General features: G+C 44.3%; 25 protein-coding genes and 1 rRNA gene. 14 read left to right on the plus strand and 12 right to left on the minus strand.

Going from position 1 to position 22,242, the window contains the following annotated elements:
• Positions 1-77 (minus strand): 16S ribosomal RNA (locus AACW06_RS09420); the annotation flags it as partial.
• 547 nt (positions 78-624) lie between these two features.
• Here AACW06_RS09420 and AACW06_RS09425 point away from each other — a divergent pair.
• Positions 625-1,173, plus strand: a complete 549-nt coding sequence (locus tag AACW06_RS09425) for a gamma carbonic anhydrase family protein (RefSeq protein WP_192074873.1) — start codon at positions 625-627, stop codon at positions 1,171-1,173.
• Position 1,174: 1 nt separating this feature from the next.
• Here AACW06_RS09425 and AACW06_RS09430 read toward each other — a convergent pair whose 3' ends face one another.
• The 4 genes from AACW06_RS09430 to AACW06_RS09445 all read right to left on the minus strand — a co-directional run bounded on the left by AACW06_RS09430 (position 1,175) and on the right by AACW06_RS09445 (position 3,832).
• Complete coding sequence (locus tag AACW06_RS09430; protein WP_168523794.1) at positions 1,175-1,441, minus strand: DUF1488 family protein; 267 nt, start codon at positions 1,439-1,441, stop codon at positions 1,175-1,177.
• Complete coding sequence (aroE, locus tag AACW06_RS09435; protein WP_053312204.1) at positions 1,441-2,274, minus strand: shikimate dehydrogenase; 834 nt, start codon at positions 2,272-2,274, stop codon at positions 1,441-1,443. The genes AACW06_RS09430 and aroE overlap by 1 nt, the downstream gene beginning before the upstream one ends.
• Before the next feature lie 65 nt (positions 2,275-2,339).
• Entirely contained in the window at positions 2,340-3,254 is a 915-nt protein-coding gene (hemF, locus tag AACW06_RS09440) for an oxygen-dependent coproporphyrinogen oxidase (RefSeq protein WP_053312203.1), read from the minus strand.
• A 20-nt stretch (positions 3,255-3,274) separates the two neighbouring features.
• Positions 3,275-3,832 (minus strand): L-threonylcarbamoyladenylate synthase, encoded by a 558-nt coding sequence (locus AACW06_RS09445; protein ID WP_192074874.1) that lies wholly within the window; start codon positions 3,830-3,832, stop codon positions 3,275-3,277.
• A gap of 197 nt (positions 3,833-4,029) precedes the next feature.
• On the opposite strand from AACW06_RS09445, the gene purE reads away from it, so the two are divergent.
• Both purE and AACW06_RS09455 read left to right on the plus strand, forming a co-directional pair.
• On the plus strand, positions 4,030-4,515 hold the full coding sequence (gene purE / locus AACW06_RS09450; RefSeq protein ID WP_192074875.1) for a 5-(carboxyamino)imidazole ribonucleotide mutase: 486 nt from the start codon (positions 4,030-4,032) through the stop codon (positions 4,513-4,515).
• Between the two features lie 4 nt (positions 4,516-4,519).
• Positions 4,520-5,650 carry a 5-(carboxyamino)imidazole ribonucleotide synthase gene (locus AACW06_RS09455; RefSeq protein WP_192074876.1) on the plus strand — a complete coding sequence of 377 codons (1,131 nt, stop codon included), beginning with the start codon at positions 4,520-4,522 and terminating at the stop codon, positions 5,648-5,650.
• Between the two features lie 77 nt (positions 5,651-5,727).
• Here AACW06_RS09455 and AACW06_RS09460 read toward each other — a convergent pair whose 3' ends face one another.
• The 4 genes from AACW06_RS09460 to AACW06_RS09475 are packed head-to-tail and all read right to left on the minus strand — an operon-like array spanning position 5,728 to position 9,036.
• Entirely contained in the window at positions 5,728-6,300 is a 573-nt protein-coding gene (locus AACW06_RS09460) for a DNA topoisomerase family protein (protein ID WP_141652931.1), read from the minus strand.
• A 26-nt stretch (positions 6,301-6,326) separates the two neighbouring features.
• Positions 6,327-6,803 carry a DUF494 family protein gene (locus AACW06_RS09465; protein ID WP_176312369.1) on the minus strand — a complete coding sequence of 159 codons (477 nt, stop codon included), beginning with the start codon at positions 6,801-6,803 and terminating at the stop codon, positions 6,327-6,329.
• Between the two features lie 2 nt (positions 6,804-6,805).
• Positions 6,806-7,915, minus strand: coding sequence for a DNA-processing protein DprA (gene dprA, locus AACW06_RS09470; protein WP_176312370.1), 1,110 nt, complete (start codon positions 7,913-7,915; stop codon positions 6,806-6,808).
• Positions 7,915-9,036, minus strand: coding sequence for a LysM peptidoglycan-binding domain-containing protein (locus AACW06_RS09475; protein ID WP_192074877.1), 1,122 nt, complete (start codon positions 9,034-9,036; stop codon positions 7,915-7,917). The genes dprA and AACW06_RS09475 overlap by 1 nt, the downstream gene beginning before the upstream one ends.
• Before the next feature lie 140 nt (positions 9,037-9,176).
• On the opposite strand from AACW06_RS09475, the gene def reads away from it, so the two are divergent.
• The 6 genes from def (at position 9,177) to AACW06_RS09505 (ending at position 15,444) form a co-directional block, all read left to right on the plus strand.
• On the plus strand, positions 9,177-9,686 hold the full coding sequence (def, locus tag AACW06_RS09480; RefSeq protein ID WP_210731353.1) for a peptide deformylase: 510 nt from the start codon (positions 9,177-9,179) through the stop codon (positions 9,684-9,686).
• Positions 9,687-9,702: 16 nt separating this feature from the next.
• Positions 9,703-10,650, plus strand: coding sequence for a methionyl-tRNA formyltransferase (fmt, locus tag AACW06_RS09485; protein WP_192074878.1), 948 nt, complete (start codon positions 9,703-9,705; stop codon positions 10,648-10,650).
• Between the two features lie 57 nt (positions 10,651-10,707).
• Positions 10,708-11,988, plus strand: a complete 1,281-nt coding sequence (rsmB, locus tag AACW06_RS09490; RefSeq protein ID WP_192074879.1) for a 16S rRNA (cytosine(967)-C(5))-methyltransferase RsmB — start codon at positions 10,708-10,710, stop codon at positions 11,986-11,988.
• Positions 11,989-12,062: 74 nt separating this feature from the next.
• Entirely contained in the window at positions 12,063-13,439 is a 1,377-nt protein-coding gene (gene trkA, locus AACW06_RS09495; RefSeq protein WP_192074880.1) for a Trk system potassium transporter TrkA, read from the plus strand.
• Between the two features lie 12 nt (positions 13,440-13,451).
• Positions 13,452-14,897, plus strand: a complete 1,446-nt coding sequence (locus tag AACW06_RS09500; protein ID WP_176312375.1) for a TrkH family potassium uptake protein — start codon at positions 13,452-13,454, stop codon at positions 14,895-14,897.
• 1 nt (position 14,898) lies between these two features.
• Positions 14,899-15,444, plus strand: coding sequence for a DUF3157 family protein (locus AACW06_RS09505; RefSeq protein WP_176312376.1), 546 nt, complete (start codon positions 14,899-14,901; stop codon positions 15,442-15,444).
• Here the strand turns inward: AACW06_RS09505 and trhA are convergent.
• On the minus strand, positions 15,441-16,094 hold the full coding sequence (trhA, locus tag AACW06_RS09510; protein ID WP_192074881.1) for a PAQR family membrane homeostasis protein TrhA: 654 nt from the start codon (positions 16,092-16,094) through the stop codon (positions 15,441-15,443). The genes AACW06_RS09505 and trhA overlap by 4 nt on opposite strands.
• 80 nt (positions 16,095-16,174) lie before the next feature.
• Entirely contained in the window at positions 16,175-16,969 is a 795-nt protein-coding gene (locus AACW06_RS09515) for a sporulation protein (protein WP_192074882.1), read from the minus strand.
• Between the two features lie 298 nt (positions 16,970-17,267).
• On the opposite strand from AACW06_RS09515, the gene AACW06_RS09520 reads away from it, so the two are divergent.
• The 5 genes from AACW06_RS09520 to AACW06_RS09540 all read left to right on the plus strand — a co-directional run bounded on the left by AACW06_RS09520 (position 17,268) and on the right by AACW06_RS09540 (position 21,166).
• On the plus strand, positions 17,268-17,435 hold the full coding sequence (locus tag AACW06_RS09520; RefSeq protein ID WP_141652930.1) for a hypothetical protein: 168 nt from the start codon (positions 17,268-17,270) through the stop codon (positions 17,433-17,435).
• 107 nt (positions 17,436-17,542) lie between these two features.
• Entirely contained in the window at positions 17,543-17,809 is a 267-nt protein-coding gene (locus AACW06_RS09525) for a YihD family protein (RefSeq protein ID WP_053312188.1), read from the plus strand.
• 276 nt (positions 17,810-18,085) lie between these two features.
• Positions 18,086-19,504, plus strand: a complete 1,419-nt coding sequence (gene ccoG / locus AACW06_RS09530; protein WP_192074883.1) for a cytochrome c oxidase accessory protein CcoG — start codon at positions 18,086-18,088, stop codon at positions 19,502-19,504.
• A 46-nt stretch (positions 19,505-19,550) separates the two neighbouring features.
• On the plus strand, positions 19,551-20,537 hold the full coding sequence (locus AACW06_RS09535) for a serine/threonine protein kinase (protein ID WP_053312186.1): 987 nt from the start codon (positions 19,551-19,553) through the stop codon (positions 20,535-20,537).
• 29 nt (positions 20,538-20,566) lie between these two features.
• On the plus strand, positions 20,567-21,166 hold the full coding sequence (locus AACW06_RS09540; protein WP_192074884.1) for a thiol:disulfide interchange protein DsbA/DsbL: 600 nt from the start codon (positions 20,567-20,569) through the stop codon (positions 21,164-21,166).
• Positions 21,167-21,215: 49 nt separating this feature from the next.
• On the opposite strand, the gene AACW06_RS09545 is transcribed toward AACW06_RS09540, so the two are convergent.
• Positions 21,216-22,094 carry an acyltransferase gene (locus AACW06_RS09545; protein WP_192074885.1) on the minus strand — a complete coding sequence of 293 codons (879 nt, stop codon included), beginning with the start codon at positions 22,092-22,094 and terminating at the stop codon, positions 21,216-21,218.
• Positions 22,095-22,242 lie beyond the last annotated feature (148 nt).

A 22,242-nucleotide genomic window follows, 5' to 3' on the forward strand; every position in this document is an offset into this window, starting at 1 on the left:
AAATGTTACCGCTCGACTTGCATGTGTTAGGCCTGCCGCCAGCGTTCAATCTGAGCCATGATCAAACTCTTCAATTAAAGTTTTGTTGGTCCTAAGACCGGCTCAATGAATACTGACTTCAAAACTGCTCTTACTCGAAAGTAAAAGTAATTTTAAAGCTATTGTTGTTCCAACAGAACAACAATGAATTGACTGTGCCAAAATCAAGTAAACTTGATTCTGATTGGTCACTCAGTTCATTGATAAATCTTTTTCGATTATCATCAACGAGTGCCCACACAGATTGATAGGTTTATATTGTTAAAGAGCGTTCTTCGTTTGGTTGCCGTAGCTCCCTTGGAAGAGGCGGCCATTCTAGCGAGATAATTTTTTGTGTCAAACACTTTTTTAAATTATTTCGTCTTACCGATTTGGCCTACTGATTGACTGGCTAGTGGGCTTGAACCCTTACTGGCTGTGCCGTGTCAGTGAGGCGGCATTATAGAGATCGCCATCACATTGGCAACCCCTTTTTGCGTTTTTTTTTGATTTTTTGTTTGTTGGTGTATTTTTTATTCAAATAGGTTGTTTTTACCACTATTTCTGTTTCATTTACCCATCTCATCACTATAAAAGGAAACAACTATGTCATCGATTCGCAGTTATAAAGGTATCTCTCCAAAAATTGAACGCAAGGTTTATATAGATAGCAGTTCAGTACTTGTGGGCGATATTGTACTAGAGGAAGATGTCAGTATATGGCCATTAGTGGCTGCCAGAGGTGATGTTAACCATATCTACATTGGTAAGCGCTCCAATATTCAAGATGGTAGCGTTTTACATGTTACGCATAAAAACAAAGAGAACCCGAACGGTTATCCATTACTGATTGGTGAGGATGTGACTATCGGACATAAGGTGATGCTTCACGGTTGTACAATTCATGATCGCGTTTTAATTGGTATGGGGGCGATAGTATTAGATGGTGTGATCGTGGAATCAGACGTTATGGTTGGGGCTGGCAGTTTAGTACCACCTAATAAGGTACTTGAAAGTGGCTACCTCTATGTTGGGTCTCCAGTGAAACAAGCGCGCCCATTAACTGATAAAGAACGCGCTTTTTTACTTAAATCTTCCGCAAACTATGTGCAAAACAAGAATGACTATCTAACAAGTGTCAAAACAGTGGAATAGCCTACTCGCTAATTTCAACCTGGCCTTGCACATTAAACTCTTCATCTTCTATTAATGTTTCCGCTAGCTCTTCCAGATCAAAACGCCATTGTGCGAAGACTTGAAGAGCTTGTTGGCTATTCTCTATTGCTTCACCAGAAATTTTGCTCAAAACAGAAATAGAAACAACACACTCGATCAGCGCTCCCACATGTTGTGCAGGAAACACCACACTTTGACTTGCTTGATGCCAATATTGCATATCTGGAAATAAAATGGCTTGGTTCATTATTGTCCTTCTAAGTTTTTTCTAAGTTCTCTCAAGATCTGTCTAGAGCCAGGTCTTAAGCCACGCCATAACATAAAGCTTTCCGCCGCCTGTCCAACCAACATACCCAAGCCGTCATAGACATGAGCACAACCGTTGTTATGCGCCCACTGATTAAAACTCGTTAGCCCCTTACCATACATCATGTCATAAGCAACTGTATTATCACCAAATATTTTGACGGAAATATCAGGACACTCACCATTTAAACTCGCTGATGTCGAGTTAATCACAACATCAAATGACTGATCAATCTGATCCATTGGGATAGCATCGATATCACCAAAATCTTGGAAAACATCTGCAAGTTGCTGCGCCTTAATAAAAGTTCGATTAGTGATGACCAGTTTCTTTGGCTGTTGGTCTAGGAGATCTTTAATCACACCTCGAGCAGCTCCACCTGCGCCCATTAATAAAATGGTTGCTTCTTTTATTTGCACTTGGTGTTGCAACAAATCCTGAACTAATCCTGCGCCATCGGTGGTATCGCCAATGATCTCACCATCATCCAGTTTCTTTAACGTATTCACGGCACCAGCTAGTTTCGCACGTTCAGTCAAGCGATCCGCAAACTGATAAGCATCTTCTTTGAATGGCGCAGTCACATTGCAGCCTCGGCCACCATTAGTAAAAAAAGTATCAGCCGCATTCCTAAAACCATCAACAGGAGCAAGCAATGCCTGATATTTCATTTCCTGATTGGTTTGACGAGCGAAAAGCGTATGGATAAAAGGAGATTTACTATGTCCAATTGGGTTACCAAATACTGCATATTGATCAATGTGATGAGCCATATCCCTGCCTACCTAAAATCAAAAAGGATCACTGTTGTGACCCTACCATTGGAATACGCTTTTTGTCACCACTCTCTTGGGACTAAAAACTGTTTTAATTTTGCTTCTGCGCTATTTTCATCAGGTTGATAGCTATATTCCCAACGAGCCAAAGGAGGCATCGACATTAAAATTGATTCGGTCCGGCCACCACTTTGTAAACCAAACAATGTTCCGCGGTCATACACTAAGTTGAATTCAACATAACGTCCACGGCGGTAAAGTTGAAATTGACGCTCTCTTTCACCATATTCCATCTCTTTACGGCGTTCAATGATCGGTAAATAAGCATCGGTATATCCTTGACCTACCGCCTGCATATAAGCAAAGCATCGCTCAAAACCCCAAGCGTTTAAATCATCGAAAAACAAACCACCAATACCGCGTGTTTCATTGCGGTGCGGAAGAAAGAAATACTTATCACACCATGCCTTATGCTCGGCATAAACGCTCTCACCAAATGGAGTACACAACTGTTTCGCAGTGTCATGCCATGACTGGGCATCTTCTTCGAAGGGATAGAATGGCGTAAGGTCAAACCCACCGCCAAACCACCAGATAGGCGCTTCACCTTCTTTTTCTGCTATAAAAAATCGCACGTTTGCGTGTGAAGTCGGTATATAAGGGTTATTAGGATGCATCACTAATGAAACACCCATTGCTTCAAATTTTCGACCCGCTAATTCAGGACGATGAGCCGTAGCCGATGCTGGCATTTCTTTGCCTGCAACATGGGAAAAATTAACACCACCTTGTTCAAAGACATGACCATTTCGCATCACACGAGTTCGACCACCGCCACCTAGTCGCTCTCCCGGCTCGCGATGCCACGCATCTTCCTCAAACAGGGCTTGCCCATCGGCTTGCTCTAATTGCAAACAAATGGAATCTTGCAGCTCAAGCAAAAATTGCTTCACTGCTTGTTTATCAATGGTTGGCATCGCTTACTTCCTTGGCAGGGTTAGCCCTGTCTTAATACTTGTGATGTTTTTGCGTCACGAATCTCACTTGGTTTATTTCGACCGCCAGTCTCACCGTCTAAAATCGCCACCAGTCGTTCACCTAATTGCAATTCGACTTCTTGCGTGGTCATGCAAGGGGGAAGACCCGTCAAATTCGCGCTGGTAGAGGTTAACGGTTTTCCATAAGCATTACACAGCTTTTGAACCAAAGGATGATCCGTCACACGTACAGCAATTGAATCAAATTGGCCACTCACCCATTCCGACACTTTATCGCTGGTTGGCATAATCCAAGTCACAGGCCCAGGCCAAGTAGCATGGACACGTTCAAGCTGCTCTTTGGTCAACTGGCTTTCATCAATATAAGGCAGCAATTGCTCATAAGATGCGGCAATTAAAATTAAGCCTTTATCCACTGGGCGCTGCTTCAACGTTAACAATTTTTGAATGGCATCAGGGTTATCTGGGTCACACCCCACCCCAAACACGCCCTCGGTTGGGTAGGCGATAACTTCACCATCACGCAATGCTTGCAAGGTATGCTCAAAATTATTCACAAAAACATCCATAAGTTAGATCTGATCTTGAGGCTAAGTGTACAAACTCTGATGGAAACAGGCTAAAGCTATTTGTTGATAAAATGTATCAATCGATAAATTAGGCCGACGCAAACGTTTTCCTAAAGAAAAAATACTCGTATAATGCGCGCAAATCACCTGATCACCCAATTTTAAGATGTTTGAAGGAGTTTGAGATGAAAGTCGGAATTATCATGGGTTCTAAATCCGATTGGCCAACCATGAAGCTAGCAGCCGAGATGTTGGACCAATTTGGCATCGCTTACGAAACCAAAGTGGTTTCAGCACACCGCACTCCTCAACTTCTGGCCGATTACGCTAGCGGTGCAAAAGATCGCGGTATTAAAGTGATTATCGCTGGAGCTGGCGGTGCGGCGCACCTTCCAGGAATGACAGCGGCTTTTACAAGCCTACCTGTTTTAGGCGTTCCGGTGCAGTCAAAAGCCTTAAAAGGGATGGACTCATTACTCTCTATCGTACAAATGCCAAAAGGCATTGCTGTAGGTACACTAGCGATTGGTGAAGCGGGCGCAGCCAATGCTGGGCTATTAGCAGCACAGATCATTGGAACCAGTGATAAAACGGTAATGACCAAAGTGGAAGCCTTTCGCACCCAACAAACAGAAACGGTCTTAGCTAACCCTAACCCAGCTGAGGACTAATACTATGCACGTTTTAGTATTGGGGGCAGGTCAACTCGCTCGCATGATGGCCTTAGCTGGTGCCCCACTGAATATTCAAATATCCGCTTTTGATGTCGGGAGTGGCAATATCGTACACCCGCTGACTTTGCATGTTATTGGTCACGGGCTAGAGAATGCCATCCAGCAAGCCGATGTAATAACAGCGGAGTTTGAACACATCCCACATGACATTCTCGCTATTTGCGAGCAAAGCGGGAAGTTTTTACCTAGCGTAGAAGCTATCAAAGCTGGTGGCGATCGTCGTCTTGAAAAAACGCTACTGGATGAAGCTCACGTCAAAAATGCCAAATATTTTGTGATTAATTCACGTGAAGATTTCGATGCAGCTATTGCTCACATCGGCCTTCCTATGGTGTTGAAAAGTGCCTTGGGTGGTTACGATGGTAAAGGTCAATGGCGTTTGAAAGGTGCACAACAAGCCGATGAAATTTGGCCTGAAATGCAAGCTTGTATCGACGCAACACCAACTCAAGCTATCGTCGCTGAAGAGTTTGTTCCTTTTGACCGAGAAGTATCGCTGGTTGGCGCACGCGCAAAAGATGGCAGCATTGCCGTTTATCCGCTAGCTGAAAACGTCCATACCGATGGTGTATTAAGCTTATCGACAGCCATTGATGACCTTGAACTACAGCAGCAAGCCCAAGAGATGTTCAGCGCGGTAGCAAAACGATTAGATTATGTTGGGGTTTTAGCGTTAGAGTTTTTTGATGTGCAAGGAGCGTTACTGGTTAATGAGATTGCCCCACGCGTACACAACTCAGGTCACTGGACACAACAAGGCGCTGAAACTTGTCAATTTGAGAACCACTTACGTGCGGTGTGTGGCCTTCCTTTAGGGAGTACAAAACTGGTTCGCCCGACAGTGATGATTAATATTCTAGGCGAAGATACCTTACCTGAAGAAGTGCTCGCAACCGAAGGTTGTCACGTACACTGGTATGGTAAAGAGAAACGTATTGGACGTAAAATGGGACACATCAATGTCAGCGCTGACTACAGTGCAGAGCTGCAACGCACGCTTTGCCATTTAGCAGACGTACTGGATGCAAATGCATTTCCTGCCGTGCATCACTTTGCAAAGCAGTTAAAATAGAGCAATACCTTAGAGAATGCGCTGACGGTTGTATTCTCTCGCTAAGATCTAAAATGGCACGTTAACCGTGCTATTTTTTATTCGTTTTCAACTTGAGTATGTGCACATTTTCGATCGGCACATTGGTGTTTAACACCACTAGCCAGCTTTTTCTCTACCAATAATCCAAATCCACACTTTTCACATTTACCGGCTACTGGTGGCTGATTAACGGCAAACTTACATTTAGGGTAGTTATCGCAGGCGTTAAAAGTTTTACCATGACGGGTTTTTCGCTCAACCAAGTGTCCTTTCAAGCATTCGGGGCAAAGCAGTTTTTGGTGTGATGTGTCTTCTTCTGGAGTATCTAAACTCTGAATATGATGACAGTTAGGGTAATCACTACAGCCAATAAACATCCCATAACGACCTTGGCGCAGTACAAGCTCATGCCCGCACTCAGGACAAGGGACTCCTAACTCTTTGATTATATGCCCGTCATTTTGGTGCAATGAACGAATATAGCCGCACGCAGGATACTGTGTGCAGCCTAAAAACGGGCCATGTTTGCCATGGCGGATCTGTAACTCTCCGCCACATTGAGGACAAGGCTCGTGCTGCAACGCATGTTCATGCGCGGAAAAAAGTTGTTGATCAATTTTACGGCTCATAACGCTCAACTAGATGGACGGTGAGATCAATGCAAAATGCCTTGCTCTTTGGTGTACAACAACTCTTCCATAAGCGTATAAGCATTTTCATTGCCTGGTACGTTAAACAGCACCATTAAAATGATCCACTTTAAGTCATCCAACTCAAATTCATTGGTTTCTAACCCCATGATTCGATCTATCACCATCTCGCGAATCTCAGGCGTTAGAACTTCAACCTGTTCAAGGAACAAGAGAAAGCCTCGGCTTTCTAGATCCAATCTTTCCATCTCTTGCGGGGTATACATCCGCATGGATGTGGTTGCACTGGTCGCAATCGCAGAATGAGCATCAGTTTGCTGTAATGCTGCCAGCTCTTCTAACCAGTTAAGGGCTTTGTAGATATCTTTTTGGTGAAAGCCTGCTCGAAGCAATTCATCTTCAAGCTCATCTTGGTCTACTTGTAACTCTGCATCGCTATGGATGTAGGTTTCAAACAGATACATCAGTATATCCATCATCATAGCTAGCCCCTCCCCTTACGAATATAGCCACCGGAAACTGCAACAACATGCCCTGAAAGCTCAAGCTCTAAGAGCTGCATCATGACTTCATGCACAGGTATATGGGTCCTACTGGCAAGAATATCAACTGGCGTAGCCTCTACTCCTACGTTAGCTAACAGTTCGGCAAATGGCAATTGCTGATCACATTCTGCGGCAAATAAATCTGGTTGCGCTATCTGTTGGCGTAATGACCAATCAACTAAAGTACCAATTTCATCCAGCACCTGTTGTGCATTTTGTACTAAACAAGCCCCAGTTCGGATCAATTGATTACTGCCACGGCTACTTAGATTGGCAATAGAGCCGGGGATCACAAACACATCTCGGCCTTGTTCTGCCGCATAACGCGCAGTGATCAGTGAACCGCTTTTTTCAGCCGCCTCTACCACCACGACTCCGGTCGATAAACCGCTAATGATACGATTACGCCTTGGGAAATTATCAGGACGCGGTTTGGCATACGGGCGAAATTCAGACACAAGAGCGCCGCTTGCCGCCACACGCTCTGCTAATTTTTTATGGCGAGCGGGGTAAATACACTCAAGTCCAGAGCCAAGTACGGCAATGGTTTCACCACTGCCTTGCAAAGCTCCGTCATGGGCATGACCATCAATACCTAATGCCAACCCACTGGTGACTATCAAGCCATGTTGCACGAAATCACGAGCAAATTGGTGCGCAATACGTTGCCCATCAGGGCTGGCATTGCGGCTCCCTACCATTGCAATTTGTGGATCCGATAACGCTTCAACTCTTCCTTTAATAAACAGTAACGGTGGTGCTGAATCTATTTCTTTCAATAACGGCGGGTAATGAACACATTGCGATGTCACTATATGATGAGACGTACTGGCTTGTAGCCATTTCAAACACTTATCCGCTTCTTGCGGCGCATGATGACGCAGGTAGTCGATCTGTTCAGACGTTAAACCAACCGCTAGCAGTTGACTGGTTGAATATTGAACCACATTAGTTAAAGAATCTAATGTGGCTAAACGCGAAAGTTTTTTTCCTCCCAGCTTGGGAATAGAACTTAACATCAGCCATGCGGCTAAATCTGTGGTTTGCATTAACTGGCGCTTTCAGATTGAGGTTTTGACTCAGACTCGCTAGAGGCTTCTGATACCAGTGGCGATACCGCTAAAATATCCCGGCTAATCGGTATTCGGCTATTGGTTATCAAGGCTAAGCTAAAATACTCATAGCAATGAAGTACCATTAAGCTACCTACGCTATTACCTGGCAGTTGAATTTCATCCTCTGCTGACATCTTGACATCATTATTTTTCTCTTTGAGAACGGGCACCGCTGCTCCTTCTTGCCTCAAATCAAACATACTGCCTTGACGAAGTTGATCTTGCGCGCCCTTATCAATCACCACCACTTGATTCTGTCCCGCATAATCTCCCCCAGTGAGTGAACCTAAAATATGCGCGACACTATTTATCGGTGACGGGGATGGATAAAAAGTCGTGGCGAATGTTAACGCCGTGCCCTCTGTTTCTGGCAAGGCAATATCATTAAGCCTAATCTCTTGTTGCAAAGCGGTAATCGTTAACTCTGAATACGCATGCTCGGTCGCCGCAAGCTCAGCGGTCGCAATCAAACGCAGAGCGATCATCTCGTTACTGGGGATAGTTTCATCGTCACGCACAAACTGGCCAACTTGACGATAAATACCCCAGCGGCTGTGGTTCTGTTTACCAGAGATGTAAAGCGGCTCTTGCGCAGTAAGATAGCGATGACCACTACTTGCTCCTAACACGCGCTGACTACGTTGCACTACTTGTTTCTCGACTAGACGGTCAGTATGCAGGTATCGCAGCAGTAGACTCTCTTCAACAATTGGTAACGCACTTTTCGCAAGCACCCGAACTTTGGGGCTCAGCTTTACCCGCGGTTTTACACTCAGTTGTGGCTGGCTCCGCTGCCAGATCAATACCAGCTTATCTCCCGGATAAATTAAATGTGGGTTCTCAATGCTGGGATTCATCTGCCACAATTGTGGCCACTGCCATGGCGTGTCGAGGTAAAGTGTCGAGATTCCCCACAATGTATCACCGTCCTCGACAACATACGTTTTGGGTGCATCTGGCTTTATTTTGATCGCTATTTCATCAACCGCCAAGGTATATCCAGCCCAAAACAATGGCCAACAAATGAGGGAAAAATGGCGAGTAAATGATGACATGACCTCAGTTCCTTGGTCGAAATAAATAAGAATGAATCCGATTATTAACATTTGGATGCTGTCATTTGGGTCATAAAATGTCTAGAATTGAGCCAACAAGCTTTAAGCTGTTTCGGCACAGTTCAATTTTTCGAGTGTATATGTCTGTATTACAAGTATTAACATTTCCAGATGATCGCCTTCGCACCGTGGCAAAACCGGTAGACAAGGTGACACCTGAGATTCAAAAAATCGTTGATGACATGATTGAGACCATGTATGACGAGGAAGGTATCGGCCTTGCCGCAACGCAAGTCGATATTCATCAACGTATCGTGGTCATCGACATTTCAGATAGTCGCGATCAGCCAATGGTGCTGATCAACCCTGAGATCATTAATAAGAGCGGTGAAGATGGCATTGAAGAAGGCTGTCTATCGGTTCCGGGTGCAAGAGCACTGGTTCCTCGCGCTGCTGAAGTGACGGTAAAAGCATTAGACCGTGACGGAAAAGAGTTCTCATTTGAAGCGGATGACCTGTTAGCAATTTGTGTTCAGCACGAGCTTGATCACTTACAAGGCAAACTATTTGTAGATTACCTCTCGCCTTTAAAACGTAAGCGCATCAAAGATAAGCTAGAGAAAATCAAACGCTACAACGAAAAAAACTAATTTAAGTGAGGTTACCTTGAGCCAATCATTACGTATTGTGTTTGCAGGTACTCCGGACTTCGCCGCCCGTCATTTGGCGGCGTTGTTGTCTTCGGAGCATGAGGTTATTGCCGTTTATACTCAACCAGACCGCCCAGCAGGTCGAGGCAAAAAGTTGACAGCGAGCCCAGTAAAACAGATCGCTATTGAGCATAACATTGAGGTTTATCAGCCAGAAAACTTTAAATCGGATCAAGCCAAGCAACAGTTGGCTGAGCTTAACGCCGATTTAATGGTCGTCGTAGCTTACGGTTTACTGCTTCCTCAAGCGGTATTAGATACACCAAAATTGGGCTGCATTAATGTACACGGTTCCATTTTGCCACGTTGGCGTGGAGCGGCTCCAATACAACGTTCTATTTGGGCTGGCGACAGTGAAACTGGCGTCACCATTATGCAGATGGATATTGGCCTTGATACAGGTGATATGCTGAAAATTGCCACCTTGCCCATCGAAGCGACTGACACCAGTGCCTCTATGTATGGCAAACTGGCAGAATTAGGCCCACAAGCTTTGGTCGATTGCATCGCAGATATTGCCAGTGATAAGGCCATTGCCACTAAGCAAGATGACGCTTTAGCCAACTACGCTAAAAAACTCAGCAAAGAAGAAGCAAAAATCGATTGGTCGATGGATGCCGCTTTCATTGAGCGCTGCGTGCGTGCCTTTAACCCATGGCCAATGAGCCATTTTGACGTTGCAGAAAACACTATCAAAGTATGGCAAAGCCGCGTTGAAGCACAAACAAGCAACCAACCAGTTGGCACTATTGTTAAGGCTGATAAGTCTGGTATTTATGTTGCGACAGGCAATGGGCTATTGGTACTTGAACAACTGCAAGTGCCAGGCAAAAAAGCGCTGCCAGTACAAGATATCCTTAATGCTAGAGCAAGCTGGTTTGAAGTGGGTACACAACTTAGCTAAACCTTCGCGAGGGTAGAGATACCCTCATTAATTTCATTTTAAAATTCGGTATTACTCATGAATGTTCGCGCTGCTGCTGCCAATGTTTTGTTCCAAGTTGTCGATAAAGGCCACTCTCTTTCTCACGCCCTTCCTGCGGCTCAAAAAACCATTAAGCCAAGAGACCATGCCCTACTGCAAGAGATTTGCTACGGTGCTTTACGTTATTTACCTCGTTTAGAATCGATTGCTAACGAATTGATGGATAATTCATTAAAAGGCAAAAAACGCGTTTTTCATCACCTTATTTTGGTTGGCATTTATCAACTCAGTTTTATGCGTATTCCAGCACACGCTGCCGTTGCTGATACGGTAGAAGGCACAAAAACGCTACGAGGACCAAGCCTTGCAGGCTTAATCAATGCCGTATTGCGTAGCTATTTACGCGATCAAGAAGCCTTAGATGCGCATGCTGTCAGCCATAATGCAGGTAAATATGCTCATCCAAGTTGGTTACTGAAACTGTTACAGCAAGCCTATCCCGACCAATGGCAACAGATCGTTGAAGCCAATAACAACAAAGCACCAATGTGGCTGCGTGTTAATCGCCAACATCACACCAGAGATGAATATCTAGCGCTGCTGAAAAATGAAAACATTGAATGCGATGTACATTCTCACGCTTCTGACGCCATAAAATTGCTCACGCCTTGCGATGTGACATTATTGCCTGGCTTTGATCGTGGCTGGGTGTCGGTACAAGATGCTGCCGCACAATTGGCTGTCGATTACTTAACACCAAAAGAGGGCGAATTGATCTTAGATTGTTGCGCAGCTCCTGGTGGTAAAACGGCGCATATTTTAGAGCACACCGTCGATACTGAAGTGGTTTCAATTGATAGTGATGCCACCCGCCTTGAGCGTGTGTATGACAACCTTGAACGCTTACAACTACGTGCCGATGTTATTTGTGGTGATGCACGCTATCCTGAAGAGTGGTGGCATGGCGAGCAATTTGACCGAATTTTGTTAGATGCGCCGTGTTCAGCAACCGGTGTAATTCGCCGCCACCCTGACATCAAATGGTTGCGTCGTGGCAGCGATATTGAGGCATTAGCTGAATTACAAAGCGAAATTATGGATGCAATGTGGAAGCAATTAAAAGTCGGTGGCACTATGGTTTACGCGACTTGCTCGATTACTCCGCAAGAAAATAGCCTACAAGTAAAAGCATTCTTAGCGCGTACCGCAAACGCACAGCTTGTTGGATCGGATAAAGAACAGCCGGGACGTCAAATTCTTCCTGGTGAAGAAGATATGGATGGTTTCTACTACGCAGTATTAACCAAACAAGCCTAAAATCAGCGAACATTGGCAGCCTTGTGCTGCCTTTTCGGTTACCGAAATTCGGTAGTTAAAGAAGAGAAAACAATATGAAAATCATTATTCTTGGTGCAGGTCAGGTCGGTGGCACACTGGCTGAAAACTTGGTCGGCGAGAACAATGACATCACCATTGTCGATAAAAACAGTGATCGCTTACGTGAGCTGCAAGACAAGTATGACTTACGGGTCGTCAACGGCCATGCCAGTCACCCTGATATTCTGCGTGAGGCAGGTGCTCAAGATGCTGACATGCTGGTTGCAGTGACTAACACCGATGAAACTAACATGGCCGCGTGCCAAGTGGCATTCTCTTTATTTAACACACCCAACCGAATTGCACGGATTCGCTCTCCTGAATATTTGGCTGAAAAGGAAACGCTTTTCCAATCGGGTGCGATTCCTGTCGATCACTTAATTGCCCCAGAAGAACTGGTTACCAGCTACATCGAACGTTTGATTCAATATCCAGGCGCACTGCAAGTTGTCAGCTTTGCCGAAGAAAAAGTCAGCCTAGTAGCAGTCAAAGCCTACTATGGCGGGCCTTTGGTAGGGAATGCGTTATCGGCATTACGTGAGCATATGCCCCATATTGATACTCGCGTTGCTGCTATTTTTCGGCAAGGCCGTCCGATTCGACCACAAGGCACTACCATTATTGAAGCGGATGATGAGGTCTTTTTTGTCGCTGCGAGTAACCATATTCGTTCGATCATGAGTGAACTACAAAGGCTTGAGAAAACGTATCGCCGCATCATGATTGTCGGTGGTGGTAACATTGGTGCAAGCCTAGCCAAACGCCTTGAACACTCTTACAGCGTCAAACTGATTGAGCGTCATTACCTACGCGCTGAACAGCTATCCGAAGAGCTAGAGAACACCATTGTGTTTTGTGGTGACGCAGCAGACCAAGAACTGCTCACGGAAGAAAATATCGACCAAGTTGATGTCTTTATCGCTCTAACGAATGAAGATGAGACCAATATTATGTCAGCCATGCTCGCAAAACGCATGGGCGCAAAAAAAGTGATGGTGCTAATCCAGCGCGGTGCTTATGTTGACCTTGTGCAAGGTGGGGTCATTGATGTTGCCATTTCACCGCAACAAGCCACTATTTCAGCGTTACTGACCCACGTACGTCGAGCCGATATTGTCAACGTATCATCACTGCGCCGTGGTGCCGCTGAAGCGATAGAAGCGATCGCTCATGGCGATGAAAGTACTTCGAAAGTGGTTGGTCGCGCGGTCGGTGATATCAAACTACCACCAGGCACAACCATCGGCGCCATAGTGCGTGGTGAAGAGGTGTTGATTGCTCACGATCGTACCGTTATCGAACAAGATGACCACGTCGTTATGTTCCTGGTCGACAAGAAATACGTGCCTGATGTCGAAACCCTATTCCAACCTAGTCCATTCTTCCTATAGGCTATTGGCGTTATGTTGAATTTACGCCCCATTTTATTTGTTATTGGGTTAGTCCTTTCTAAACTAGCCCTCTTTATGTACGTGCCAACGTTAGTTGCTTTTTTTACAGGTACCAGCGGTTTTTTAGATTTTGCCCAAGCGGTCATAATCACTCATGTCGCTGCCTTTATTTGTCTAAGCCTTGGACGCACCAGTCACTTCAAGCTCAGTGTACGTGACATGTTTCTCATCACTAGCTTAGTGTGGACTATCGCCAGTGCGTTTGCGGCACTACCCTTTGTGTTTATCAACCACATTAGTTTCACCGATGCTTACTTTGAAACCATGTCTGGCATTACAACAACCGGTTCAACCGTTTTAAGTGGCCTTGATAATATGGCTCCAAGCATTTTGCTGTGGCGATCCATCTTGCAATGGTTGGGTGGGGTCGGCTTTATCGTGATGGCGGTAGCAGTACTACCAATGCTTAACGTGGGTGGCATGAAACTATTCCAGACTGAATCATCTGATTGGTCAGACAAAAGCAGCCCAAGAGCCAAAACTGTTGCTAAAAATATCGTTGTCGTTTACTTAGTTCTTACCTTGCTGTGCCTCATTGGCTACATGTTAACTGGCATGACCTTTTTTGAAGCGATCAACCACTCGTTTACCACCCTTTCAACCGGCGGATACTCGACCTCGGATGGGTCAATGAACCATTTTTCTAACGGGGCACACTGGGTTGCGACCTTGTTTATGTTTCTGGGTGGCTTGCCGTTTTTATTGTTTGTCACCGCCTTACGCAAGCGAAAACCTCAAGCACTCTACAAAGACGCGCAAGTACGCGGTTTTACTTATCTCTTTTTGGTCTCAAGCCTAATCATCACCGTGTGGTTAATCGTACGAGATGGTTATAACTGGCTTGATGCTCTACGCGTGTCAATGTTTAATATTATCTCTGTCGTCACAACCACAGGGTTTGGCTTAGAGGACTTTACCGCCTGGGGAGCATTACCCAGCACACTGTTTGCTTTCCTAATGATGGCAGGAGCCTGTTCAGGCTCGACATCCGGAGGCATCAAGGTGTTCCGCTTTCAAATCGCCATGACCTTACTCAACAAGCAAATGATGAAACTCATTCATCCATCAGGGGTATTTGTTCAGCGATACAATCAACGCCCAGTCAATGATGACATAGTGCGTTCTGTGGTTGCATTTGGTATCACATTTTTCATCACCATCATTGCTATTGCTGGCTGTTTAAGTGCCATGGGGCTTGATCCTATCACCAGCATTTCAGGCTCTATCACTGCGGTTGCCAACGTTGGGCCTGGAATGGGTTCAGTGATAGGTCCGACAGGTAATTTTGCACCACTGCCAGATACCGCTAAATGGGTATTAAGTTTCGGCATGCTGATGGGGCGCTTAGAAATTTTGACTATTCTAGTATTATTTTTTCCTGCATTTTGGCGACGTTAATATGACCATAAAACACGTAATAGCAGCATTACTTAGCGTTGCGACCAACGGTGCTTTCGCAGCGCAATCAGTCACTTTAGATGATGGACGTCAAGTTCAGTTAAACGATGACTTTACTTGGCAATACATTGCCAAAGAAAACACCTTACCAACAGCCGCAGCCATAGCAACACCGATTGCGCAAAAAACGCAGGGGACAGTGTTTAACATCGGTTCAGAGAAATCGATTATGCAATTGTCAGACTCAGGAGTTGACGTTGTGCTTGGTGCGGCAAGTTATCAAAATGGTGAGCTTATTATTCCAACCGCCCTCACTAATCAAAGCTCTCAGTCAGTGATTGAAGTGACACTAGCAGTAACGATTTTTAATGAGCAAGGCCAAGAGCTAGCTACTGGACAAGCCACTGTTTGGCAGTCAATCAAACGGATGGCAGAAAGCTACCTACGTCCACAGACTCAAACGCAAGGTAGGCCGATTAAGCTTAAAGTCAGTAAGCAAGATAGCTACCACATTGATGCGAAAGTTGAGAAAATCGAAACCCGCTAGACAGGATTAACGTACCAGTAAATCGCAAAATAGTGGCAAGCGCTTCCTGCCAAAACAAACAAATGCCAAATGGCATGATTGTATGGAATGCGCTTCGCCACATAGAAAACCACCCCTAACGAATAAACCAAACCACCCACAGCAAGTAGCACAAGTCCACCGGTATCAATATGCAGTGCCAGTTGATAAATCACAATTAATGACAGCCATCCCATCGCCAAGTAAGTCACTAAAGAGAGTTTTTTAAAGCGATAAACAAAAGCGATTTTCATGATGATGCCAATCACAGCCAACAACCAAATCACCACCATTAAACCAATTGCCAAGGGCGTTCTTAAACTGACCAATAAAAAGGGCGTGTAACTTCCTGCTATTAGTAAATAAATAGCACAGTGATCGAGCGTTTTAAGCCAACGTTTTGTTTTTGGAGAAGAAAAAGAATGGTAAAGAGTTGAGGCAAAAAAAAGAGCAATCATACTGCCACCATACACACTCATACTGATCAACGTCAGTGCGTCAGCTTGATGGTTTATTGATTTGATCAGCAGCAAAACCAGACCGATAGCACTGAGCACCAATCCCAACCCATGACTCAGCGCGTTCGCCGCTTCTTCACGAACACTATAGCTACTGCTGTGGGGTACCGACATAAAAGACCTACGCTGGAGCAATCGAATATTTGCTCCAGTATCGCACAATTCAGCTTACAGTTGTAAACCCAAATTTAATTTTATTGTGATGATCTATCGAGATAATCCAACACTTGCTGACCAGCCCTAGAAGGAGAGATTTCAGCTGCAATCGTCAGTTGCCGTTTTAATTCACCCATTCCCAGTAGGTTAGCGAGCATGCCGCTTGCACCTGTGCGATGTCTGTCAATCTCAAACCATAAGGTTAAGCCATCCTCATCACGAAACGCGACGACTTCCAGTTCACGCCATCGCCCATGAAAAGGACCAGTCGTCGGCACGAATTCAAACTCTTGCACAAAAGGTAATGCCATCCCTTTCACAGCTTCACATTCGACTTTGCGAATTCTGAGTCCGTGCTCCTCTAACGCATTAAAAATACCGTCCATTAATGGATCTGGGCGTACGGTCAGAATGTCTTTATCGGTAGGATCAACAGCCATTGCGATATCAAGTCCCGTTTCTAACCAAACTTTCGCATCACCAATCGTCACAGGAGTGTTCCAAGGCACGTTCAGCTCAATATCAAAATCCCGCGTCTCACCAGGCTGAATAGTAAAAGCGTAAGGTAGCGTCCAGCGCGTCAAAATATAGGTTTGATTGACTCGTCGAGTATGGCCATTTTCTCGTTGACTGTTGTTAAGTGGCACTTCTGCCACGTACTGACAACAAAGCTTCAGCTCAATATTGTCAATCTCTTGGGCACTTGCCCCTCCATAGACATGAATAGTGACATTCACGTTTTGGCCAGGGTACAACACCTCTTGGTGAAGCACTGAATCCACCCGTGCCGAACCAATTCCAAAACTCGCGAGGGTTTTCTTTATAAACGACATAGGTACCTCCAATTATCTTCAATCCAGTGTAATGCGGATCAGATTACAAACTCAATCGTGCGCTTCACACAATTTTAGCCTTTATTTTCATTAATATTGACAAGAACAACTGCTCAACTATCGATCAATTTAAAACTTGGTGCTAATCTTATTTCGATATCAATGCATATCGTTATTCCTGAGTAATTATTTGGATTGGCGAGAGCCAAAAGAGCCACCCTTCATTTTTTGAAGCTCAACTCATGGTTATTCAGGCCATTAAATTGGCAATGGATGTGCCTGACCGTTAGGTTAATAAATGCGCCCAACAGCTGTCAGGTGTTCGCACACAAACCGTAGTGCAATGCGTCGTCGTAGTGGCTTTGCCGCTGCTCCGGTTGCAAAAAAAGTCGCTCCTGCAATGACTTTAGTTGAAAAAAATGCTCTCACTGCATCAAGTCCAACTAATGTTGTTCAGGCTGCATAATTAAAAAGCGCAGCTAAAACTGCGCTTTTTTCTTTTCTCTCAACTGGACTTCAATCGGCAATTTGATACCTTTAGCTCAAAATACTTATAAAAAATAGGGAAAAGAAATGCAATGCCACAGAATTGAAGAGCTACTTGAATTGCTTGAGCCAGAATGGCAAAAAGATCAACAGCTGAACTTACTGCAATTTGTCGTAAAACTCGCTCAAGAAGCGGGCTACCAAGGTCCGCTTGAAGAATTAACGGATGATGTGTTGATCTACCATCTAAAAATGCGCAACAGTGCTAAAGATGAGATGATCCCAGGGCTAAAAAAAGACCAAGAAGATGATTTCAAAACAGCCCTACTACGCGCGCGTGGCATCATAAAGTAACCAAATTCACTCTCTCAAAGCGACCTTTTCTGGTCGCTTTTTTATTGCGACAAATACAGCTGTTTGTCGCTTTATTGTTAAAGGTTGATAGTGTTAAAGAAATGAAGTTGTTATTGACGTTATAATTGTTATCTCAATTCAACTGTTAAACCTATTGCTCATCAAGGTAACAGCGTTAATCACAGTCGCAAGCAATCGCCGACTGTGTGTAAAAGCAATGTCGTAGAGTGTGAACTAATAGAAATCACACCTTAGCAGCCCAAAAAGGATCATTTAATGAGTCAGAATAAAATCGATATAAAGGATGTGACTCCAAAAACATTTAACCCCAAAACTCATAAAGGGAATGGGGATAGGTTCAACCCTAGCAATCGAATTTATGTACGCGAAAGTAAAGGAGCTTATCAACAACTGCGTCGCTATGGCGGTTGGTTTTTGCTACTACTATTCACCCTCGTCCCTTGGATTTCATTTGGTGATCGCCAAGCGATTTTATTGGATATCGGCAACCAACAATTTAACTTTTTTGGCACCACTCTTTATCCACAAGATCTGACCTTACTCGCCTTACTGTTCATGATTGCCGCTTTTGGGCTCTTCTTCATTACCACCTTTCTAGGACGAGTATGGTGTGGTTATTTGTGCCCACAAACCGTCTGGACTTTTATGTACATCTGGTTTGAAGAAAAATTGGAAGGTTCTGCCAATAAACGGAAAAAGCAAGATTCCACGAAACTCACCGCTAACTTAGCCATGCGTAAAATGGTCAAACATGTAGCTTGGTTGGCCATTGCCCTAGCGACTGGTTTTACTTTTGTTGGCTACTTCGTGCCAGTGCGTGAATTAGTAGTGGATTTCTTTACTTTAGATGCAAGCTTCTGGCCTGTGTTTTGGGTACTGTTTTTTACTATCTGTACTTACGGAAATGCGGGTTGGATGCGTTCTATCGTGTGTATTCACATGTGTCCTTATGCTCGCTTCCAATCAGCGATGTTTGATAAAGATACCTTTATCGTCGGCTATAACAGCAAACGTGGTGAAGCTCGCGGCCCCCGCTCTCGCAAAGCCGATCATAAATCGCTAGGCCTAGGTGACTGTATTGATTGTGATTTATGTGTTCAAGTGTGCCCAACTGGAATCGATATTCGTGATGGTTTGCAGTATGAATGCATTAACTGTGGAGCCTGCATTGATGCTTGTGACACCACCATGCAGCGTATGGGTTATGAGAAAGGCCTGATCAGCTATACCACTGAACACCGTTTATCAGGCCATCACACCAAAATCATGCGTCCGAAACTGTTGGGCTATGGTGCGGTGCTACTGGTGATGCTTGGTTTATTTGTCGCACAAGTTGCCAGCGTTGACCCAGCAGGTTTAAGCGTTTTGCGTGACCGTAGCCAACTATTTAGAACCAATAGCAGTGGCGAAATAGAGAATACTTACACGCTCAAAATCATCAACAAAACACAGCAAACACAGACATATAAGTTAGATGTAACCGGGCTTAGTGACGTATCTTGGTATGGTAAACAAACCATTGAGGTCAAACCGGGCGAAGTATTAAGCCTACCGATGAGCCTTGGGGTTAATCCCGACAAACTCAGCTCTTCTGTTTCAACGATTCAGTTTATACTCTCGGATAGCAACCAATTTACGATAGAAGTTGAGAGTCGATTCATCCAAAAACTCTAGCTTCTCAACTAATGGAAAAAGGCTCAGCAATGAGCCTTTTTTAATCATGACCAAACCATCTTTTCATTTTGATGCTCTCACTCCAGATTTAATGTGGTATGCCTTAGAAAGTATCGGCATTCGCGCTGAATCTGGTTTTCTTGCCCTTAATAGTTATGAAAACCGCGTCTATCAGTTTACAGATGAAGAACGTCAACGCTACGTCGTGAAATTTTATCGCCCAGAGCGTTGGAGCACTGAACAGATCCAAGAAGAACATGATTTCACACGCGAACTTTATCAAGCAGAAATCCCTATAGCTGAACCACAACTACTCAATGGTGCAACCTTGCATCATTACCAAGGTTACTGTTTTGCGCTATTCAACAGTATGGGCGGACGTCAGTTTGAAGTAGACAACATGGACCAATTGGAAGCGGTGGGGCGTTTTCTGGGACGTATTCATAGCATTGGCGCTAAACGTACTTTTCACCACCGCCCAACTATTAGCTTAGATGAATACCTCTACCAACCAAGACAACTGCTCGAAAACGCATCGTTTATTCCCCAGCACTTACAAAATGCTTTTTTCAATGACTTGAATCTGTTGATCAAAGCCATTGAAAACCAATGGCCTAAAAACTCACCGCAAATCCGCTTACATGGCGATTGCCATCCAGGAAATATTTTGTGGCGTGATGGACCAATGTTTGTCGATTTAGACGACGCGCGTAACGGGCCTGCAGTGCAAGATCTGTGGATGTTGCTCAATGGCGAACGCCAAGATAAGCTAATGCAACTGGATATTATTCTGGAGTCATACCAAGAGTTTCATGATTTTAATGCTAGCGAATTGAAACTAATTGAGCCATTACGTGGTCTACGAATGGTGCATTACATGGCATGGTTGGCAAAACGATGGCAGGATCCTGCCTTTCCACTCGCCTTCCCTTGGTTTAATGACCCAAAATATTGGGAAAGCCAAGTTCTAGGATTTAAAGAACAAATAGCAGCGTTAGACGAGCAACCGCTCTCACTAATGCCACAATGGTAAGTCGCCTTAAAGAAAAAATGGAGTACACAATGAAGAAGCTGTTTGCACTCGTGGCAACCTTGATGTTGAGCTTATCTGCTCATGCAGCCCAATTTAACGAAGGTGAGCACTATAAAGTGCTGGATCTTGAACCATCTAAAAACCCAACAGTGACTGAGTTTTTCTCATTCTACTGCCCACACTGCAACACTTTTGAACCCATTATCGCGCAGTTAAAAAAGCAACTTCCTGATGGCGCAAAGCTACAAAAAAATCATGTATCATCCATGGGTGGCTCTATGGGTAAGTCAATGAGCAAAGCTTATGCGACCATGATTGCTTTAAAAGTTGAAGATAAAATGATCCCTGTGATGTTTAACCGTATTCACAATATGCGTAAGCCGCCAAAGGATGATGCAGAACTACGTCAAATTTTCCTCGACGAAGGGGTTGATGGAGCAAAATTCGACGCGGCATTTAACGGTTTTGCGGTCGATTCCATGGTGCGTCGTTTTGATAAACAATTTCAGGATAGTGGCCTAAGTGGTGTACCAGCCGTGGTGGTAAACAACCACTACCTAGTACAAGCACAAGGCCTAAAATCTACAGATGAGTATTTTGCTTTGGTTAATTACCTATTAACAAAATAGCCACCAATCTTAATCCATAGCAAAATGGGGAGCTACTGCTCCCCATTTCTCATTTATATATTGTTTTCAATAATTCATCTTTTTGCTGCCACAACTGACCAAGCCACATCTGGAACTGTCTTTTGTATGGCTTATCATTAAAATAATCACCTAAAACTTGCTCATCAACAGGCAATATCTTCACTCTCACGACAATCTTACTCATCCGCCCCATCAACATGTCTCGAAATGGTTTATCTCGATTTTGTGGGTAAGCCAAGGTAACATCAATGATCTTTTCAAACTGTTCTCCCATCGCAGCTAATGTGTAAGCAATACCACCAGACTTGGGTTGCAGTAAATGTTGATAACCAGCTTTACTTTGGCGTTGTTTTTCCGGAGTAAAACGCGTTCCTTCAACATAATTAACCACGGTCGTTGGGTGATGTTGAAACTTAGCGCAGGAGCGACGAGTCGTGGCCAAATCTTGGCCTCGCTTATGCGGGTGACGCAGTAAATATTCTCGTGAGTAGCGGCGCATAAAGGGCATATCCAACGCCCAACATGCCATTCCGACGAAAGGGACATACAACAACTGCTGCTTGAGGAAAAACTTAGGCATCGGAATTCGGTCTTTAAACACGCAGCACAGCACCACAATATCAGTCCAACTGAGATGGTTACTAATCATCAAATACCAACCTTGCTTTTTAAGGTCATCAACGCCTTCAACATCCCATTCAATCCGGTTAGATAATGCCATAATACCCGCATTGAATGTCGCCCATAACCACATAGTTTTATTGGCCGCTTGAGTCATTTTATGCTGCAAAAATGCGCTTGGAGAAAGTGCTTTTAAAACCGCAAACAGACAGATAAAAATAGAACAAAATGCAGTATTTAAAATAACTAATGCCACATTGAATACCAATATTAGATAAGCCCACATAACTTCCCAATTCAGTGTTACTGTGAAGAAAAAACAACGAGTGATTATACAATCCCCTCTCAACATTGGAATATTTCATAAAATGGTCAGATTAGTTTTATTATGTTGTAATACTATGTTGTAATACTATGTTGTAATCATGAACAGT

Origin of the sequence: Vibrio sp. S12_S33 (assembly GCF_963889785.1) — a bacterium.
Classification (GTDB): domain Bacteria; phylum Pseudomonadota; class Gammaproteobacteria; order Enterobacterales; family Vibrionaceae; genus Vibrio; species Vibrio aestuarianus.

What these genes read in the sequence shown, in the direction of transcription:
- aroE (WP_053312204.1), bottom strand. Translation starts at nt 2,274, where the DNA reads ATGGCTCATCACATTGATCAATATGCAGTATTTGGTAACCCAATTGGA.
- trhA (WP_192074881.1), bottom strand. Translation starts at nt 16,094, where the DNA reads ATGTCGGTACCCCACAGCAGTAGCTATAGTGTTCGTGAAGAAGCGGCG.
- AACW06_RS09425 (WP_192074873.1), top strand. Translation starts at nt 625, where the DNA reads ATGTCATCGATTCGCAGTTATAAAGGTATCTCTCCAAAAATTGAACGC.
- AACW06_RS09475 (WP_192074877.1), bottom strand. Translation starts at nt 9,036, where the DNA reads ATGTCATCATTTACTCGCCATTTTTCCCTCATTTGTTGGCCATTGTTT.
- AACW06_RS09540 (WP_192074884.1), top strand. Translation starts at nt 20,567, where the DNA reads ATGAAGAAGCTGTTTGCACTCGTGGCAACCTTGATGTTGAGCTTATCT.
- AACW06_RS09545 (WP_192074885.1), bottom strand. Translation starts at nt 22,094, where the DNA reads ATGTGGGCTTATCTAATATTGGTATTCAATGTGGCATTAGTTATTTTA.
- def (WP_210731353.1), top strand. Translation starts at nt 9,177, where the DNA reads ATGTCTGTATTACAAGTATTAACATTTCCAGATGATCGCCTTCGCACC.
- AACW06_RS09520 (WP_141652930.1), top strand. Translation starts at nt 17,268, where the DNA reads ATGCGCCCAACAGCTGTCAGGTGTTCGCACACAAACCGTAGTGCAATG.
- AACW06_RS09460 (WP_141652931.1), bottom strand. Translation starts at nt 6,300, where the DNA reads ATGAGCCGTAAAATTGATCAACAACTTTTTTCCGCGCATGAACATGCG.
- dprA (WP_176312370.1), bottom strand. Translation starts at nt 7,915, where the DNA reads ATGCAAACCACAGATTTAGCCGCATGGCTGATGTTAAGTTCTATTCCC.
- hemF (WP_053312203.1), bottom strand. Translation starts at nt 3,254, where the DNA reads ATGCCAACCATTGATAAACAAGCAGTGAAGCAATTTTTGCTTGAGCTG.
- rsmB (WP_192074879.1), top strand. Translation starts at nt 10,708, where the DNA reads ATGAATGTTCGCGCTGCTGCTGCCAATGTTTTGTTCCAAGTTGTCGAT.
- AACW06_RS09535 (WP_053312186.1), top strand. Translation starts at nt 19,551, where the DNA reads ATGACCAAACCATCTTTTCATTTTGATGCTCTCACTCCAGATTTAATG.
- purE (WP_192074875.1), top strand. Translation starts at nt 4,030, where the DNA reads ATGAAAGTCGGAATTATCATGGGTTCTAAATCCGATTGGCCAACCATG.
- AACW06_RS09455 (WP_192074876.1), top strand. Translation starts at nt 4,520, where the DNA reads ATGCACGTTTTAGTATTGGGGGCAGGTCAACTCGCTCGCATGATGGCC.
- AACW06_RS09505 (WP_176312376.1), top strand. Translation starts at nt 14,899, where the DNA reads ATGACCATAAAACACGTAATAGCAGCATTACTTAGCGTTGCGACCAAC.
- AACW06_RS09525 (WP_053312188.1), top strand. Translation starts at nt 17,543, where the DNA reads ATGCAATGCCACAGAATTGAAGAGCTACTTGAATTGCTTGAGCCAGAA.
- AACW06_RS09430 (WP_168523794.1), bottom strand. Translation starts at nt 1,441, where the DNA reads ATGAACCAAGCCATTTTATTTCCAGATATGCAATATTGGCATCAAGCA.
- AACW06_RS09500 (WP_176312375.1), top strand. Translation starts at nt 13,452, where the DNA reads ATGTTGAATTTACGCCCCATTTTATTTGTTATTGGGTTAGTCCTTTCT.
- AACW06_RS09465 (WP_176312369.1), bottom strand. Translation starts at nt 6,803, where the DNA reads ATGATGATGGATATACTGATGTATCTGTTTGAAACCTACATCCATAGC.
- AACW06_RS09515 (WP_192074882.1), bottom strand. Translation starts at nt 16,969, where the DNA reads ATGTCGTTTATAAAGAAAACCCTCGCGAGTTTTGGAATTGGTTCGGCA.
- ccoG (WP_192074883.1), top strand. Translation starts at nt 18,086, where the DNA reads ATGAGTCAGAATAAAATCGATATAAAGGATGTGACTCCAAAAACATTT.
- trkA (WP_192074880.1), top strand. Translation starts at nt 12,063, where the DNA reads ATGAAAATCATTATTCTTGGTGCAGGTCAGGTCGGTGGCACACTGGCT.